General features: G+C 49.8%; 8 protein-coding genes, 2 rRNA genes and 2 riboswitches. Of the genes, 9 read left to right on the top strand and 1 reads right to left on the bottom strand.

The window, feature by feature from the left end:
• Window positions 1–13 precede the first annotated feature (13 nt).
• The gene (locus BV455_RS07290) at window positions 14–1,258 is read right to left on the bottom strand and encodes an Nramp family divalent metal transporter (RefSeq protein WP_017434431.1); all 1,245 of its coding nucleotides are present in this window, start codon (window positions 1,256–1,258) and stop codon (window positions 14–16) included.
• A gap of 149 nt (window positions 1,259–1,407) precedes the next feature.
• Here BV455_RS07290 and BV455_RS07285 point away from each other — a divergent pair, with 149 nt between their 5' ends.
• The 9 genes from BV455_RS07285 to BV455_RS07245 all read left to right on the top strand — a co-directional run bounded on the left by BV455_RS07285 (window position 1,408) and on the right by BV455_RS07245 (window position 15,130).
• Window positions 1,408–2,358, top strand: a complete 951-nt coding sequence (locus BV455_RS07285) for an AAA family ATPase (protein ID WP_017434430.1) — start codon at window positions 1,408–1,410, stop codon at window positions 2,356–2,358.
• 7 nt (window positions 2,359–2,365) lie between these two features.
• Window positions 2,366–3,550 carry a DUF58 domain-containing protein gene (locus tag BV455_RS07280; protein WP_061579163.1) on the top strand — a complete coding sequence of 395 codons (1,185 nt, stop codon included), beginning with the start codon at window positions 2,366–2,368 and terminating at the stop codon, window positions 3,548–3,550.
• A gap of 5 nt (window positions 3,551–3,555) precedes the next feature.
• Window positions 3,556–5,721, top strand: a complete 2,166-nt coding sequence (locus BV455_RS07275; protein ID WP_409993712.1) for a DUF4129 domain-containing transglutaminase family protein — start codon at window positions 3,556–3,558, stop codon at window positions 5,719–5,721.
• A gap of 42 nt (window positions 5,722–5,763) precedes the next feature.
• A riboswitch (purine riboswitch) is annotated at window positions 5,764–5,865 on the top strand.
• 63 nt (window positions 5,866–5,928) lie between these two features.
• Entirely contained in the window at window positions 5,929–7,461 is a 1,533-nt protein-coding gene (guaA, locus tag BV455_RS07270) for a glutamine-hydrolyzing GMP synthase (protein ID WP_017434427.1), read from the top strand.
• Window positions 7,462–7,558: 97 nt separating this feature from the next.
• A riboswitch (purine riboswitch) is annotated at window positions 7,559–7,660 on the top strand.
• Between the two features lie 106 nt (window positions 7,661–7,766).
• Window positions 7,767–9,092, top strand: coding sequence for an NCS2 family permease (locus BV455_RS07265; protein WP_017434426.1), 1,326 nt, complete (start codon window positions 7,767–7,769; stop codon window positions 9,090–9,092).
• 85 nt (window positions 9,093–9,177) lie between these two features.
• On the top strand, window positions 9,178–9,720 hold the full coding sequence (locus BV455_RS07260) for a GNAT family N-acetyltransferase (protein ID WP_017434425.1): 543 nt from the start codon (window positions 9,178–9,180) through the stop codon (window positions 9,718–9,720).
• 631 nt (window positions 9,721–10,351) lie between these two features.
• Window positions 10,352–11,908: ribosomal RNA gene (locus BV455_RS07255) — 16S ribosomal RNA — on the top strand.
• 21 nt (window positions 11,909–11,929) lie between these two features.
• Window positions 11,930–12,112 (top strand): hypothetical protein, encoded by a 183-nt coding sequence (locus tag BV455_RS07250; protein WP_218687906.1) that lies wholly within the window; start codon window positions 11,930–11,932, stop codon window positions 12,110–12,112.
• Window positions 12,113–12,199: 87 nt separating this feature from the next.
• Window positions 12,200–15,130, top strand: a 23S ribosomal RNA gene (locus BV455_RS07245).
• The 16S and 23S rRNA genes sit together here, the layout of an rRNA operon.
• The last annotated feature ends 34 nt before the right edge of the window (window positions 15,131–15,164 follow it).

The following is a 15,164-nucleotide window of genomic DNA, read 5'->3' as shown; positions in this document are numbered from 1 at the left end:
GATGTTTTTTTATTCAGGCAAAAAGGTTGCGCAGTTCGTTTACCGCCAACACGGCAAACAAGAAGAGGCAAAGAATCAATAGTAAGTTCGACAGCCAATGGTTTCGCCCTTCTTCGGGCAGTTCTTTTTTTGAATTTAAAAGCCAAAGCAGCGTAACCGCTAAAAACGGCATAAACAATGCCCCTAACGCCCCATAGACGATAATGAGTCCGACCGGCTTGCCGATAAAATGCAAAAGCATCGGCGGGAACGTGAGCCAAAAGACGTAAAAGCGGAATGCTTTTGTTTGATTGAGCTTTTCCTTATCAATGTTCAATTTTCGCACATTGCGGATAAAATCGGCGAACAAATACGATACCCCATTCCATACGCCGATTACGGATGTAAAGGAAGCAGACCAAAATCCAAGCAAAAACAGCCAGCGCGCTGCCGGATGCAGTTCATTGCCCATGATCGAGGCGAAGGAGACAAGTCCTTGCTCGCCGCTGATGCTTGTGTCCGTTCCATATAACAAGGCGGCACCGAGCACAAGCAGCGACAACGTAAAGATCGCTGTGACAATGTAAGCGATAGCGGAATCGTAGCGCATCGGCGAAACGTAGGAGCGGCCTTTCCAGCCGTTTTCTTGAATCCAATAGCCGTATGACGCCATCGTAATCGAGCCGCCGACACCGCCGATTAATCCAAGCGCGTAAAGGAGAGATCCTTTCGGCAGGTCAGGAACGGCCGTATGCCATAGTCCGTTTAGCTGCGGAAGAACGAGAATGGCCGAGCCGACTACGGTGATAAACATGAGACCGACTAGTACGTTCATGACACGCTCAAATAGCTGAAAACGGCCCGACCAAGTGATCGCAAACCCGGCGATTCCATGGATAATTGCCCAGGCCCAGAGAGGAATGACCGGAACCATCGCTGACATCGCCAAGGCGCATGAAGATGTGCCGGCGGCGCCGTATACAAAGCCCCAAATAAGCGCGTAGACGCCAAAATAGCCGGAGGCCCATTTCCCCATCGACTGCCAGCCTTCAAAAATCGTTTTGCCGCTCAGCAAATGCCAGCGTCCTACCCCTTCGTTTAACACAAATTTAAAGATAGCTCCAACGATGATTGCCCATGCGAACACAAGAGCGTAATTTGTGCCGGCGACAAGAGCGGCAACGAGGTCCCCGGCACCGACACCGGTAGCTGCGACAATGAGACCGGGACCAATAATGGTCCATTTTTTCTTGTTGGTTTGGCTATTTGATGTTTCCATCTTCCCCCTCCTTATGAATAAAAACTATTTTAAAAATTATGTATATTAGTTATTATATTATTAATAGTGGGAAAATGAAATGTCTACAGCTAAAAGTTTTGTCACCATAACAATATGACTGCCATCCTAAAAGCAAAGGAGTTCTATTCATGGCGGCAAAAGAAATGTTACAGCCTTCGATAGAACAGGTTGTAGAAAATATTGAGAAAGTGATTGTTGGAAAAAGAAATGTAGCAATATTGAGTCTTGTCGCGTTGCTGGCTAAAGGACATGTACTTTTGGAGGATGTTCCAGGCGTCGGCAAAACGATGCTGGTGCGGGCGCTGGCCAAATCGATTAACGCACAGTTTAAGAGGATTCAATTTACTCCTGACTTGCTGCCGAGCGATGTAACAGGCGTGTCTATTTATAACCCGCGAGAGATGCAATTTGAATACAAGCCTGGACCGATTATGGGAAATATCGTGTTGGCCGATGAAATCAACCGTACTTCGCCGAAAACGCAATCGGCGCTGCTCGAAGCGATGGAAGAGGGAAATGTTACGGTGGATGGGGCGACAAGACCGCTGCCACGTCCATTTTTTGTCATGGCGACGCAAAACCCGATTGAATATGAAGGAACCTATCCGCTCCCGGAGGCCCAGCTGGACCGCTTTTTATTAAAGTTGAGCATGGGATATCCATCCCCTGACGAAGAGGTGGAAATATTAAGCCGTGTGGAAAAAGTGCAGCCTATTGAGGAAATTCATCCTGTAATGACTTTGGATGAGCTGCTAGAGCTGCAACAGAAAGTGACGGAAGTATATGTCGGTGACAGTATAAAACGTTACATCGTTGACATCGTGCAGCGAAGCCGTTCGAACGCATCCGTTTACTTGGGGGTGAGCCCGCGCGGTTCGTTGGCGCTGATGAAGGCGGCCCAAGCTTACGCATTTATCCATGGCCGTGAATTTGTCATTCCTGATGATATTCAGTTTTTAGCTCCGTATGCGCTATCTCACCGCATTATTCTGAAGTCAGAAGCAAAACTGAACGGGCTAAGTGCAGAAGACATCGTCAGACAAATGATCGTCCGGACTCCGGTGCCGATTCAAAGGTAGTGGAAGAATGAAAAAGAAAAAGCGCCTAACGATACAAATATTTGGATTATGTAGTTTGCTTTTTGCCCTTTTCGCCTATGCCATGTTTCAAGGCGGGTTTGTGAGCTGGTTTTTGTTTTATAGTTTTTTGCCGTTTAGCTTATATTCTTTTGCGATTGCTTTATATCCGTTTCATCGCGCGAGCGTGCGCCGCGTGATTCCGAAGCGGCAGCACCATGCCGGCGAGCGGCTGACTGCCGCCATCGAAGTGCAGCTTCCGATTTGGTTTCCCTTTGTCGCTATAACGATGGCTGAAGGAGATATTACTTCGCTAAATACGGGACCATCTAAAACCACGATCAGCTTTATTTGGAAAAAGAAATTTTCTTATACGTATGAGTTGGAGCCTTTGCCGCGCGGCGAGCATACGTTTGCCTTCGTTTATCTGGCAGCAAGCGATTTTTTCGGTCTCATTGAAAAACAGTCTATTCATGCCGTTAAAGACACCATTGTCGTATATCCGCGCTATATCGCCATGACACATCAGCAAGTGCGGGGGTTTTTTGACCAGGGAATGGCTGCTTCGTCGCTCCCGTTCCGCCGCGATAGAACGATGGCAGTCGGGGTTCGGGAGTATGTGCCGGGAGACAGGGTTTCGTGGGTGCATTGGAAAGCATCGGCGCGCAAGCAGCAATTAATGACGAAAGAATTTGAAGAGCAGCGGAGCGACGACTTCATCTTGGTGCTCGACCGCGCGCCGACACCGTTGTTTGAAGAGCTTGTCACCTTTACCGCTTCACTATTGCGGGCGTCGATTCACGCGGGAGTGCGGACGGGACTCGTCTCTGTCGGCCGTGACCGCTTTGTTTTTCCGGCGCGCAATAGTGAGGAGCATTTACAGCGTTTATTTTTGCATTTGGCGAGGGTCGATTGTGACAGCCATGAGCCGTTCGCCCGTGTAATTGCCAATGAAAAAAGGAGCTGGGCGGCCTCGGCCACCCTTTGTTACGTCACGTCGTCTTTGCAGGAGGAAATGGTTTTTCTGCTTCGGGAGATGGCGATGCGGCGACGCGGGATGTTGTTTTTGCTCAAAGAGGAGATGACAAAAGAAGAACAACGTTTAGTGGACATGCTGCGTCAAAGCGGCTTCCGCGTGTCGATCCTATCCCCGCACACGATGCGGGCGACTTTGCAAGGCAGGGATGAGCGATGAAGACAATGAGATATATCGCCATAAAGATGCTTATATACGGACTAGCCTGTTGGCTGCTGATCGAATGGCTAATGCCGCTCGAAACGATATCCGATACCGAGGGTGTGGAAGTGTTCATTGGGTTTGTCGTGCTCTGCTTTCTGCTTTATTTTTTTCGTCCCCCTTTTTGGCTATCCGTTTTTGTGAAAAGCATCTACATTTTATGGGCGCTAAATCAGTGGTTCTATCATGCTTCACTTTTTACCGCGCCAACGCGGATATGGCAAGAGACTTCCGACCATGCCGCTATCTTATTTACGACCCGTCTGATGGAGCTTAGCAATTCTTTGCGCAGTTTTCTGTTTTTCGGTTTATTGTGGCTGGTTGCTTATGTCTCGTACCGTTGGATGGTTGTGCGAAAACGGTTGTTTTTCTTTTACGTGTTGACGGTGATCTATGTTACCGTGCTTGATACATTTACGCTGTTTCGCGGAAACGGCGCCATTGTTCGTCTGGTTGCTTTTGGTTTTTTCTTTTTAAGCCTGCTTCATATCGAACGGCTTCGCGAACAGTCGCCAGCAATAGGCGGAATAAGACGATGGTGGGGAGCCTGCTTATCTTTCGTGGGACTAGCTGTCCTTGTCGGCTATTTTAGTCCGAAGCTTCCGCCGCAATGGCCAGACCCGGTATCATTTGTGAAAAGCTATGCCGCCGCGCCGGAAGAGAAACAGATAGATCCTGCCGCTCTGAAGGTCAAAAAAGTCGGCTATGGACAAAATGACTCCCGTCTTGGCGGCCCGTTTATCGCCGATGATACCGTCGTATTCACGGCAGAGGATGAGCGCCGTCATTATTGGCGGGTCGAAACAAAAGACATTTATACCGGAAAGGGATGGACGAGTTTCCAAAGCGAGCAGATGCGAACATTGGAAAACGACATGGATATTGATTATTCGTGGTGGTCTCCAGCGCTGAAAAAAAAGCAAATAACGGCTAGCATTCATATGAAAAAGACATACTTCCATCTCGTTTATCCGCTTGGCTTAAAAAAAGTAAAGGCACAGGAAGATGTCGTATATCGAATGGAGACGGCGACAGAAAAAATTTATACGACGGACCGCTCTGCCTATACGTTGCCGTTAACGTCCTATGACCTTGTTTATGAATATCCAACCTTTTCGATTGACGCGTTAAAAGCGGCACCGCCTGTCGGGGACAAGGAATTGCTTGAACGTTATACGCAGCTTCCGGAAAATTTGCCAAAACGAGTACGCGACTTGGCCAAGCAGATTACCAATGGGAAGCAAACACAATATGAACAAGTAAAAGCGGTGGAACAATACTTTCATGCTAACGGCTATACGTATGAAACGACCGATGTAGCTGTTCCTGGAAAAAAGGACGATTACGTTGACCAATTTTTATTTGAAACAAAAAGAGGGTATTGCGACAATTTTTCTACTTCCATGGTTGTCATGCTTCGTTCGCTCGGCATACCGGCGCGCTGGGTAAAAGGCTATACATCAGGACGGCTAATGGAAGAAAAGGACGGAAAAAACATCTATGAAATTACGAACAATGATGCCCACTCATGGGTAGAGGTATACTTTTCCGGAATCGGCTGGGTTCCATTTGAACCGACACAAGGATTCGTGAATCCTTACGTATTTACTGCTTCTTCGCCGGATTCGGAGACAGCGCCGCTTCCAGAACAGCGTACCCCGGAACAAAGCCGAGTTCCTTTAGAGCGGGTGAGAGAACAGTCACCTTCTTTGCCATCGCAAGACAGCGGGATATTGGACAGATTTTTGGCTGCATGGTCATGGAAACGTATCGCTATTGCTTTGGCTGCGTTTTTCGCCTTTGTATGGACGGCATATAAGACAAGAAGAAAATGGTGGCCATATGTGACGATTCTCCGCTTTCAATATAAGAGGAAAAGAGGAGATAACCTGTTTGCGGCAGCGTACTTATCTCTGCTGCGCCATTTGGATGATTACGGCTTAAAACGGAAGCCGCATCAAACGCTGCGGCAGTATGCAGCCTACGTCGACGATTGGTTTAAAACAAAGGAAATGACGCGGCTGACGATGTTATATGAAAAGTCGATTTATCTGCCAAAAAATAACCCCATTGATTGGGATGAAGTGAGAGAATTATGGGAAAATTTAATTAAAAAGACAGTATCTTGACCGTTTGCCGGTGAAGTTGATAGAATGAATTAAAATTTGCATAGCATCAATGGTTGTTACCTTCATATATGCTTGGAAATATGGTCCAAGTGTCTCTACCGGGTCGCCGTAAACGACCTGACTATGAAGGCAGAATGAGCTAGAATTCTGCCTTTATAGTTGTTTTTGAGGCGATTCTAGTTTTTTATTTTTTAATGAGGTGATGGCATGAAACAAGAAATGATTGTCGTACTGGACTTTGGCAGTCAATACAATCAATTAATTACCCGCCGCATTCGCGAGTTTGGTGTATACAGCGAGCTGCATCCGCATACGATTACGGCGGAACAAATTCGCGCCATGAACGCCAAAGGCATCATTTTTTCCGGCGGCCCAAACAGCGTCTATGACAACAATGCGTTTACATGCGACCCGCAAATTTTTCAGCTCGGCTTGCCGATTTTAGGAATTTGCTATGGCATGCAGCTGATGACCCATCATTTGGGCGGCAAGGTAGAAAAAGCAACTCACCGGGAGTACGGAAAAGCGATGATTCAAGTGAAAAACGCTTCGCCGCTTTTCAAGCAGCTCCCAGACGAACAAGTCGTTTGGATGAGCCATGGCGATTTAGTGACCGCCCCTCCAACAGGGTTTACGGTCGATGCGACGAGCGCCTCTTGTCCGATTGCGGCAATGAGTGATGAAGCGCGGAAGTTTTACGCGGTTCAGTTTCACCCGGAAGTGCGTCATTCCGTTTACGGAAATGATATCTTAAAACGTTTCGTTTTTGATGTGTGCGGATGCAAGGGCGATTGGACGATGGAAAACTTTATCGAAAGCGAAGTGCGCAAGATTCGCGAACTGGTCGGGGATAAAAAAGTGCTTTGCGCGTTAAGCGGCGGCGTTGATTCTTCGGTCGCAGCCGTGCTTGTCCACCGCGCGATTGGCGATCAGCTTACCTGTATTTTTGTCGACCACGGCCTCCTGCGCAAAGGTGAGGCAGAAAGCGTCATGAAAACGTTCCGCGAAGGGTTCCATATGAATGTCATCAAAGTCGATGCGAAAGAACGTTTTCTGGCGAAATTAAAAGGGGTAACGGACCCGGAACAAAAGCGGAAAATCATCGGCAACGAATTTATTTATGTGTTTGACGATGAAGCAGCAAAATTAGAAGGAATCGAATTTTTAGTGCAAGGCACGCTATATACCGATATTATCGAAAGCGGCACGGCAACGGCGCAGACGATTAAATCCCACCATAACGTCGGCGGCCTGCCGGAAGATATGAAATTTAAATTGATTGAACCGCTGAATACGCTTTTTAAAGATGAAGTGCGTGCGCTCGGTACAGAATTGGGCCTTCCGGACGAAATTGTTTGGCGGCAGCCGTTCCCAGGTCCTGGCTTAGGCATCCGCGTACTTGGCGAGGTGACAGAGGAAAAATTAGAAATCGTCCGCGAATCGGATGCGATTTTGCGCGAAGAAATCAAAAAAGCAGGGTTAGACCGTGAAATTTGGCAATACTTTACGGTGTTGCCGGACATCCGTAGTGTCGGTGTCATGGGGGATGCCCGCACCTATGACTATACGGTTGCCATTCGCGCTGTGACATCGGTCGATGGCATGACCGCCGATTGGGCTCGCATTCCATGGGAAGTACTTGAGAAAATTTCCACGCGTATCGTCAACGAGGTGCCGCATGTGAACCGGGTTGTTTACGACATTACGAGCAAGCCACCGGCAACGATCGAGTGGGAATGATTTCTACAAAAAGCGAACAAAAGACGAACATTTATTATTAAATGTTCGTCTTTTTTATTGACATAAAGCTATCGTGCTGATACAATGTACCTAGATCGCGAATATTGTCAAAATACGTCGTATAATCCCGGGAATATGGCTCGGGAGTTTCTACCAAGCTACCGTAAATAGCTTGACTACGAGGTATAATGGGATAGAGAGCGTGTTTTTGGCTTGCGCGTCCTCTCTATGTTCATTATTCCTTCTTAGTCAACGCTTCTGGTAGCTTACTAGAAGCGTTTTTATTTTAATAGGGGGGACAAGAAGTGAAAAAATATTTCCAATTTGAAGAGCTCGGCACGAATTACCGTACAGAGATCATCGCTGGGCTGACAACCTTTTTGTCAATGGCATACATTTTATTTGTCAACCCGTTCACGCTTTCCTTAGGAGCGGTAAAAGATTTTCCAAACGAACTGCGGATTGACCAGGGGGCTGTATTTGTGGCCACGGCGCTCGCTGCCGCATATGGCTGTATTTTAATGGGCGTCTTGGCGCGTTACCCGATTGCGCTCGCTCCAGGAATGGGGCTGAACGCGTTTTTTGCGTTTACTGTCGTGCTCCATATGCATATTCCATGGCAGACGGCGTTAGCGGGAGTATTTGTATCCGGAGTGATTTTTACGATTTTGTCGTTAACAGGCATCCGTGAGAAAATCATTGATGCGATCCCAGTGGAATTGAAATATGCGGTCGGTGCGGGGATCGGGCTGTTTATTACATTTATCGGCCTGCAAAATGCGAAAATCATCGTCGATAACCCAGCAACATTAGTAGGGTTAAGCGATTTGAAAGATGGCAACACGCTATTGGCGATTTTCGGTTTGTTCGTGACCGTCATTTTAATGGTAAGAAGAGTTAATGGCGCCGTGTTTTACGGCATGGTCATTACAGCGATTGTCGGCATGATATTCGGCTTAATCGACGTGCCGGATAAAATCATCGGCGCCATTCCGGATATTTCGCCAACATTTGGTGTTGCGATTGAACATTTGCCAGACATTTTCTCGTTAAAAATGCTTGGTGTCGTCTTAACCTTTTTCATTGTCGACTTTTTTGACGCCACCGGTACGTTGCTTGCGGTGGCCAACCAAGCGGGTCTGTTAAAAGATAATAAGCTGCCGCGTGCAGGAAAAGCATTGCTTGTCGATGCGACAGCGGTCATGGTCGGCGCTGTGCTTGGAACATCAACGACGACTTCATACGTCGAATCATCAGCAGGTGTCGCTGCCGGCGGACGTTCCGGTTTTTCCGCAGTTGTGACAGGAATTTTGTTTTTGCTGGCACTATTCTTCTCGCCGCTACTAAGCGTTGTGACTGCGCCAGTCACCGCGCCAGCACTCATTATCGTCGGCGTGCTGATGGTATCGTCGATCGGTGAAATCGATTGGAAAAAATTAGAGGTAGCAATTCCAGCGTTTTTCACATTAATTACGATGCCGCTTTCCTACAGCATTGCCACAGGAATCGCGGTTGGGTTCATTTTTTACCCAATTACAATGGTTTTAAAAGGACGAGGCAAAGAAGTTCATCCGCTTTTATATGTGTTATTTGTCATCTTTATCTTATACTTTGCCTTTTTAAGAGAATAGAAAAAGTCCGCCGGAAACGGCGGGCTTTTTTATTGAAATTTGCTATAATAATAGGAAAAATTTGTGGAGGAGGGAGAGTGTTGTTGTGTTTATCCACCGATTGGATGACGAATCATGGTTGAAGTTGCTCACAGCTGAAGATGCAGAACGATTATTTGTGTTAGTCGATTCGTGTCGTCCGCATTTGCGGAAGTGGCTTCCGTGGGTGGACTCGACAAAAGCAATAGAGGATTCGAAAGCGTTTATCATCGGAGGATTGCAGAAGTTTGTCGCCGGAAACGGCTTGGAAGCAGGGATTTGGCATAAGGGACAGCTGGCCGGTGTGATCGGGGTTCATTATATCGATCGCGCCAATCGAAAAGCGAGCATCGGCTACTGGCTCGGAGAGCAGTTTCAAGGGCTAGGGCTGATGACAAAGGCGTGTAAAGCGTGTATCGATTATTTATTTGATGAACAGCATTTGCATCGAGTCGAAATCCGCTGCGCAGTGGAAAATAAACGAAGCAGGGCCATTCCGGAACGGTTAGGTTTTACGAATGAAGGAACGATCCGCGAGGCAGAATGGCTTTACGATCATTTCGTTGACCACGTTGTTTATGGGATGCTATCGAGAGAGTGGAAACGTTAAGCGAATGAAAAGGATGTCACATGAATGATCTTTTGTGGCATCTTTCTTTTTTGTTCAGAGATTTGATGACTAAACTTGCAGTAGGAACACCTCGCAGAAGCAATCGATTCAATCGTGTCAGGTTGTAAATGAAGGCATTGCCGCTAATATGGTGCTTTTTAGAAACATATAATAAAGGATAAAACACATATGCTGTTTGTTTGGCGGTATGTGTGGGTGTATAGAGTGCAGAAAAAGTCGTTTGGGTGGATAAAAATACCTATGATAAATGGTTGACATGTAATAAGCGATGATGTTATATTAATAAAGCCGCTTTGATGCGGCGAAAAAATTTAAAAAAACATATTGACATGTTAAATCGAAAGTGATATATTATAAGAGTCGCTTTTAGAGAACGAAACAAATGTTCCTTGAAAACTGAACAAAACGAAGCGTCCACATAGAAAAGCGGAAGCGCCGAGATCAGCTCTCGAAGCCAAATGTTCTTCACCCGCAGAAGTGCTTGCACTTCGAGGGGGGAAGGTTATTTGGCGCAAGAGAGCTAGGCGCTGAAGCTGGACAATAAGAAAAGCTGAAGCGCTGCGACACCTTGCGGTGTCGGTGCTGAAGCTGAAAATAAGCCAATCAACTTTCTATGGAGAGTTTGATCCTGGCTCAGGACGAACGCTGGCGGCGTGCCTAATACATGCAAGTCGAGCGGACCGAGCAGGAGCTTGCTCTTGTTCGGTTAGCGGCGGACGGGTGAGTAACACGTGGGTAACCTACCCGTAAGACCGGGATAACTCCGGGAAACCGGAGCTAATACCGGATAACACCAAAGACCGCATGGTCTTTGGTTGAAAGGCGGCTTCGGCTGTCACTTACGGATGGGCCCGCGGCGCATTAGCTAGTTGGTGAGGTAACGGCTCACCAAGGCGACGATGCGTAGCCGGCCTGAGAGGGTGACCGGCCACACTGGGACTGAGACACGGCCCAGACTCCTACGGGAGGCAGCAGTAGGGAATCTTCCGCAATGGACGAAAGTCTGACGGAGCGACGCCGCGTGAGCGAAGAAGGTCTTCGGATCGTAAAGCTCTGTTGTTAGGGAAGAAGAAGTACCGTTCGAATAGGGCGGTACGGTGACGGTACCTAACGAGAAAGCCCCGGCTAACTACGTGCCAGCAGCCGCGGTAATACGTAGGGGGCGAGCGTTGTCCGGAATTATTGGGCGTAAAGCGCGCGCAGGCGGTCCCTTAAGTCTGATGTGAAAGCCCACGGCTCAACCGTGGAGGGCCATTGGAAACTGGGGGACTTGAGTGCAGAAGAGGAGAGCGGAATTCCACGTGTAGCGGTGAAATGCGTAGAGATGTGGAGGAACACCAGTGGCGAAGGCGGCTCTCTGGTCTGTAACTGACGCTGAGGCGCGAAAGCGTGGGGAGCAAACAGGATTAGATACCCTGGTAGTCCACGCCGTAAACGATGAGTGCTAAGTGTTAGAGGGGTCAAACCCTTTAGTGCTGTAGCTAACGCGTTAAGCACTCCGCCTGGGGAGTACGGCCGCAAGGCTGAAACTCAAAGGAATTGACGGGGGCCCGCACAAGCGGTGGAGCATGTGGTTTAATTCGAAGCAACGCGAAGAACCTTACCAGGTCTTGACATCCCCTGACAACCCTGGAGACAGGGCGTTCCCCCTTCGGGGGGACAGGGTGACAGGTGGTGCATGGTTGTCGTCAGCTCGTGTCGTGAGATGTTGGGTTAAGTCCCGCAACGAGCGCAACCCTCGCCCCTAGTTGCCAGCATTCAGTTGGGCACTCTAGGGGGACTGCCGGTGACAAACCGGAGGAAGGTGGGGATGACGTCAAATCATCATGCCCCTTATGACCTGGGCTACACACGTGCTACAATGGGCGGTACAAAGGGCTGCGAACCCGCGAGGGGGAGCCAATCCCAAAAAGCCGCTCTCAGTTCGGATTGCAGGCTGCAACTCGCCTGCATGAAGCCGGAATCGCTAGTAATCGCGGATCAGCATGCCGCGGTGAATACGTTCCCGGGCCTTGTACACACCGCCCGTCACACCACGAGAGCTTGCAACACCCGAAGTCGGTGAGGTAACCCGCAAGGGAGCCAGCCGCCGAAGGTGGGGCAAGTGATTGGGGTGAAGTCGTAACAAGGTAGCCGTACCGGAAGGTGCGGCTGGATCACCTCCTTTCTAAGGATGTTAACGTGAAAGGTGGACGCAGAGTTTTGTTCAGTTTTGAAGGAATATAACTATTCCTTCAAGAGTTTTGCGCCTGCGTCTTCCAGTGAATTCAAAGAAGCTGGATTCCTCGGCGCAAGGCAGCAAAGAAGTGAATTCAAGGCAGTAGCCTTGTTCAGTTTTGAAGGAATATTAGTTATTCCTTCAATGGTTTAGGTCTGTATCTATAAGCAGATGCGGAAAATAAGTTCGTTCCTTGAAAACTAGATAACCGAAAGGAAGAAGCCGAGAAGCGCTGATGTTGGTTAAGTTAGAAAGGGCGCACGGTGGATGCCTTGGCACTAGGAGCCGATGAAGGACGGGGCAAACGCCGAAACGCTTCGGGGAGCTGTAAGCAAGCGTTGATCCGGAGATGTCCGAATGGGGGAACCCACTGCCCGTAATGGGGCAGTATCCATACCTGAATCCATAGGGTATGGAGGGCACACCCGGGGAACTGAAACATCTTAGTACCCGGAGGAGAAGAAAGCAAACGCGATTCCCTGAGTAGCGGCGAGCGAAACGGGAACAGCCCAAACCAAGAGGCTTGCCTCTTGGGGTTGTAGGACCACTCAGATGGGAGTGACAAAGGAACGGGGTAGACGAAGCGGTCTGGAAAGGCCCGCCAGAGAAGGTGACAGCCCTGTAGTCGAAACTTCGTTCCCTCCCGAGTGGCTCCTGAGTACGGCGGGACACGGGGAATCCCGTCGGAAGCAGGGAGGACCATCTCCCAAGGCTAAATACTCCCTAGTGACCGATAGTGAACCAGTACCGTGAGGGAAAGGTGAAAAGCACCCCGGAAGGGGAGTGAAAGAGAACCTGAAACCGTGTGCCTACAAGTAGTCAGAGCCCGTTGATGGGTGATGGCGTGCCTTTTGTAGAATGAACCGGCGAGTTACGATGGCGTGCGAGGTTAAGTCGAAAAGACGGAGCCGCAGCGAAAGCGAGTCTGAATAGGGCGTATAGTACGTCGTCGTAGACCCGAAACCAGGTGATCTACCCATGTCCAGGGTGAAGGTAGGGTAACACCTACTGGAGGCCCGAACCCACGCACGTTGAAAAGTGCGGGGATGAGGTGTGGGTAGGGGTGAAATGCCAATCGAACCTGGAGATAGCTGGTTCTCCCCGAAATAGCTTTAGGGCTAGCCTCAAGGGAAGAGTCTTGGAGGTAGAGCACTGATTGAGCTAGGGGCCCTCATCGGGTTACCGAACTCAGTCAAACTCCGAATGCCAACGACTTATCCTTGGGAGTCAGACTACGAGTGATAAGATCCGTGGTCGAGAGGGAAACAGCCCAGATCACCAGCTAAGGTCCCAAAGTGCACGTTAAGTGGAAAAGGATGTGGAGTTGCCAAGACAACCAGGATGTTGGCTTAGAAGCAGCCATCATTTAAAGAGTGCGTAATAGCTCACTGGTCGAGTGACTCTGCGCCGAAAATGTACCGGGGCTAAACGTGCCACCGAAGCTGTGGGATGACCGTTGGTCATCGGTAGGGGAGCGTTCTAAGTGCACCGAAGCGAGACCGGAAGGACTCGTGGAGCGCTTAGAAGTGAGAATGCCGGTGTGAGTAGCGAAAACAGAGGTGAGAATCCTCTGCACCGAAAGCCTAAGGGTTCCTGAGGAAGGTTCGTCCGCTCAGGGTTAGTCGGGACCTAAGCCGAGGCCGAAAGGCGTAGGTGATGGGCAACAGGTAGAGATTCCTGTACCACCTCCTCACCGTTTGAGCGATGGGGGGACGCAGGAAGGTAGGGCGAGCAGGCTGCTGGAATAGCCTGTCCAAGCGGTTAGGCTGCCAGATAGGCAAATCCGTCTGGCGCAAAGGCTGAGCCGTGATGGCGAAGGGACCATCGGTCCCGAAGTCCCCGATCCTACACTGCCAAGAAAAGCCTCTAGCGAGGTGAGAGGTGCCCGTACCGCAAACCGACACAGGTAGGCGAGGAGAGAATCCTAAGGTGCGCGGGAGAACTCTCGTTAAGGAACTCGGCAAAATGACCCCGTAACTTCGGGAGAAGGGGTGCTCTCTTGGGTGATGAGCCCGAGGGAGCCGCAGTGAAAAGGCCCAAGCGACTGTTTATCAAAAACACAGGTCTCTGCGAAGCCGAAAGGCGAAGTATAGGGGCTGACACCTGCCCGGTGCTGGAAGGTTAAGGGGAGCGCTTAGCGAAAGCGAAGGTGCGAACCGAAGCCCCAGTAAACGGCGGCCGTAACTATAACGGTCCTAAGGTAGCGAAATTCCTTGTCGGGTAAGTTCCGACCCGCACGAAAGGTGTAACGACTTGGGCACTGTCTCAACGAGAGACCCGGTGAAATCATACTACCTGTGAAGATGCAGGTTACCCGCGACAGGACGGAAAGACCCCGTGGAGCTTTACTGCAGCCTGATATGGAATTTTGGTATCGCTTGTACAGGATAGGTGGGAGCCTGGGAAGCCGGAGCGCCAGCTTCGGTGGAGGCGCCGGTGGGATACCACCCTGGCGGTATTGAAATTCTAACCCGCACCCCTTATCGGGGTGGGAGACAGTGTCAGGTGGGCAGTTTGACTGGGGCGGTCGCCTCCCAAAAGGTAACGGAGGCGCCCAAAGGTTCCCTCAGAATGGTTGGAAATCATTCGGAGAGTGCAAAGGCACAAGGGAGCTTGACTGCGAGACGGACAGGTCGAGCAGGGACGAAAGTCGGGCTTAGTGATCCGGTGGTTCCGTATGGAAGGGCCATCGCTCAACGGATAAAAGCTACCCCGGGGATAACAGGCTGATCTCCCCCAAGAGTCCACATCGACGGGGAGGTTTGGCACCTCGATGTCGGCTCATCGCATCCTGGGGCTGTAGTCGGTCCCAAGGGTTGGGCTGTTCGCCCATTAAAGCGGTACGCGAGCTGGGTTCAGAACGTCGTGAGACAGTTCGGTCCCTATCCGTCGCGGGCGCAGGAAATTTGAGAGGAGCTGTCCTTAGTACGAGAGGACCGGGATGGACGCACCGCTGGTGTACCAGTTGTCCCGCCAGGGGCACCGCTGGGTAGCTATGTGCGGAAGGGATAAGCGCTGAAAGCATCTAAGCGTGAAGCCCCCCTCAAGATGAGATTTCCCATCGCGTCAAGCGAGTAAGATCCCTCGAAGATGACGAGGTCGATAGGTCCGAGGTGGAAGCGTGGCGACACGTGGAGCTGACGGATACTAATCGATCGAGGACTTAACCAATCAGAAAAGCGTAGGCGAGCGGTTCGCCGCGAAG

It is taken from the genome of Parageobacillus caldoxylosilyticus (assembly GCF_019272935.1).
GTDB lineage: Bacteria > Bacillota > Bacilli > Bacillales > Anoxybacillaceae > Saccharococcus > Saccharococcus caldoxylosilyticus.
Note: the sequence above shows the minus strand (reverse complement) of the source record. Positions and strands in the feature narration are given on the sequence as shown.

Excerpts from the sequence above, each read along its gene's own strand:
- guaA (WP_017434427.1), top strand. The coding sequence starts at position 5,929 with ATGAAACAAGAAATGATTGTCGTACTGGACTTTGGCAGTCAATACAAT.
- BV455_RS07290 (WP_017434431.1), bottom strand. The coding sequence starts at position 1,258 with ATGGAAACATCAAATAGCCAAACCAACAAGAAAAAATGGACCATTATT.
- BV455_RS07280 (WP_061579163.1), top strand. The coding sequence starts at position 2,366 with ATGAAAAAGAAAAAGCGCCTAACGATACAAATATTTGGATTATGTAGT.
- BV455_RS07285 (WP_017434430.1), top strand. The coding sequence starts at position 1,408 with ATGGCGGCAAAAGAAATGTTACAGCCTTCGATAGAACAGGTTGTAGAA.
- BV455_RS07275 (WP_409993712.1), top strand. The coding sequence starts at position 3,556 with ATGAGATATATCGCCATAAAGATGCTTATATACGGACTAGCCTGTTGG.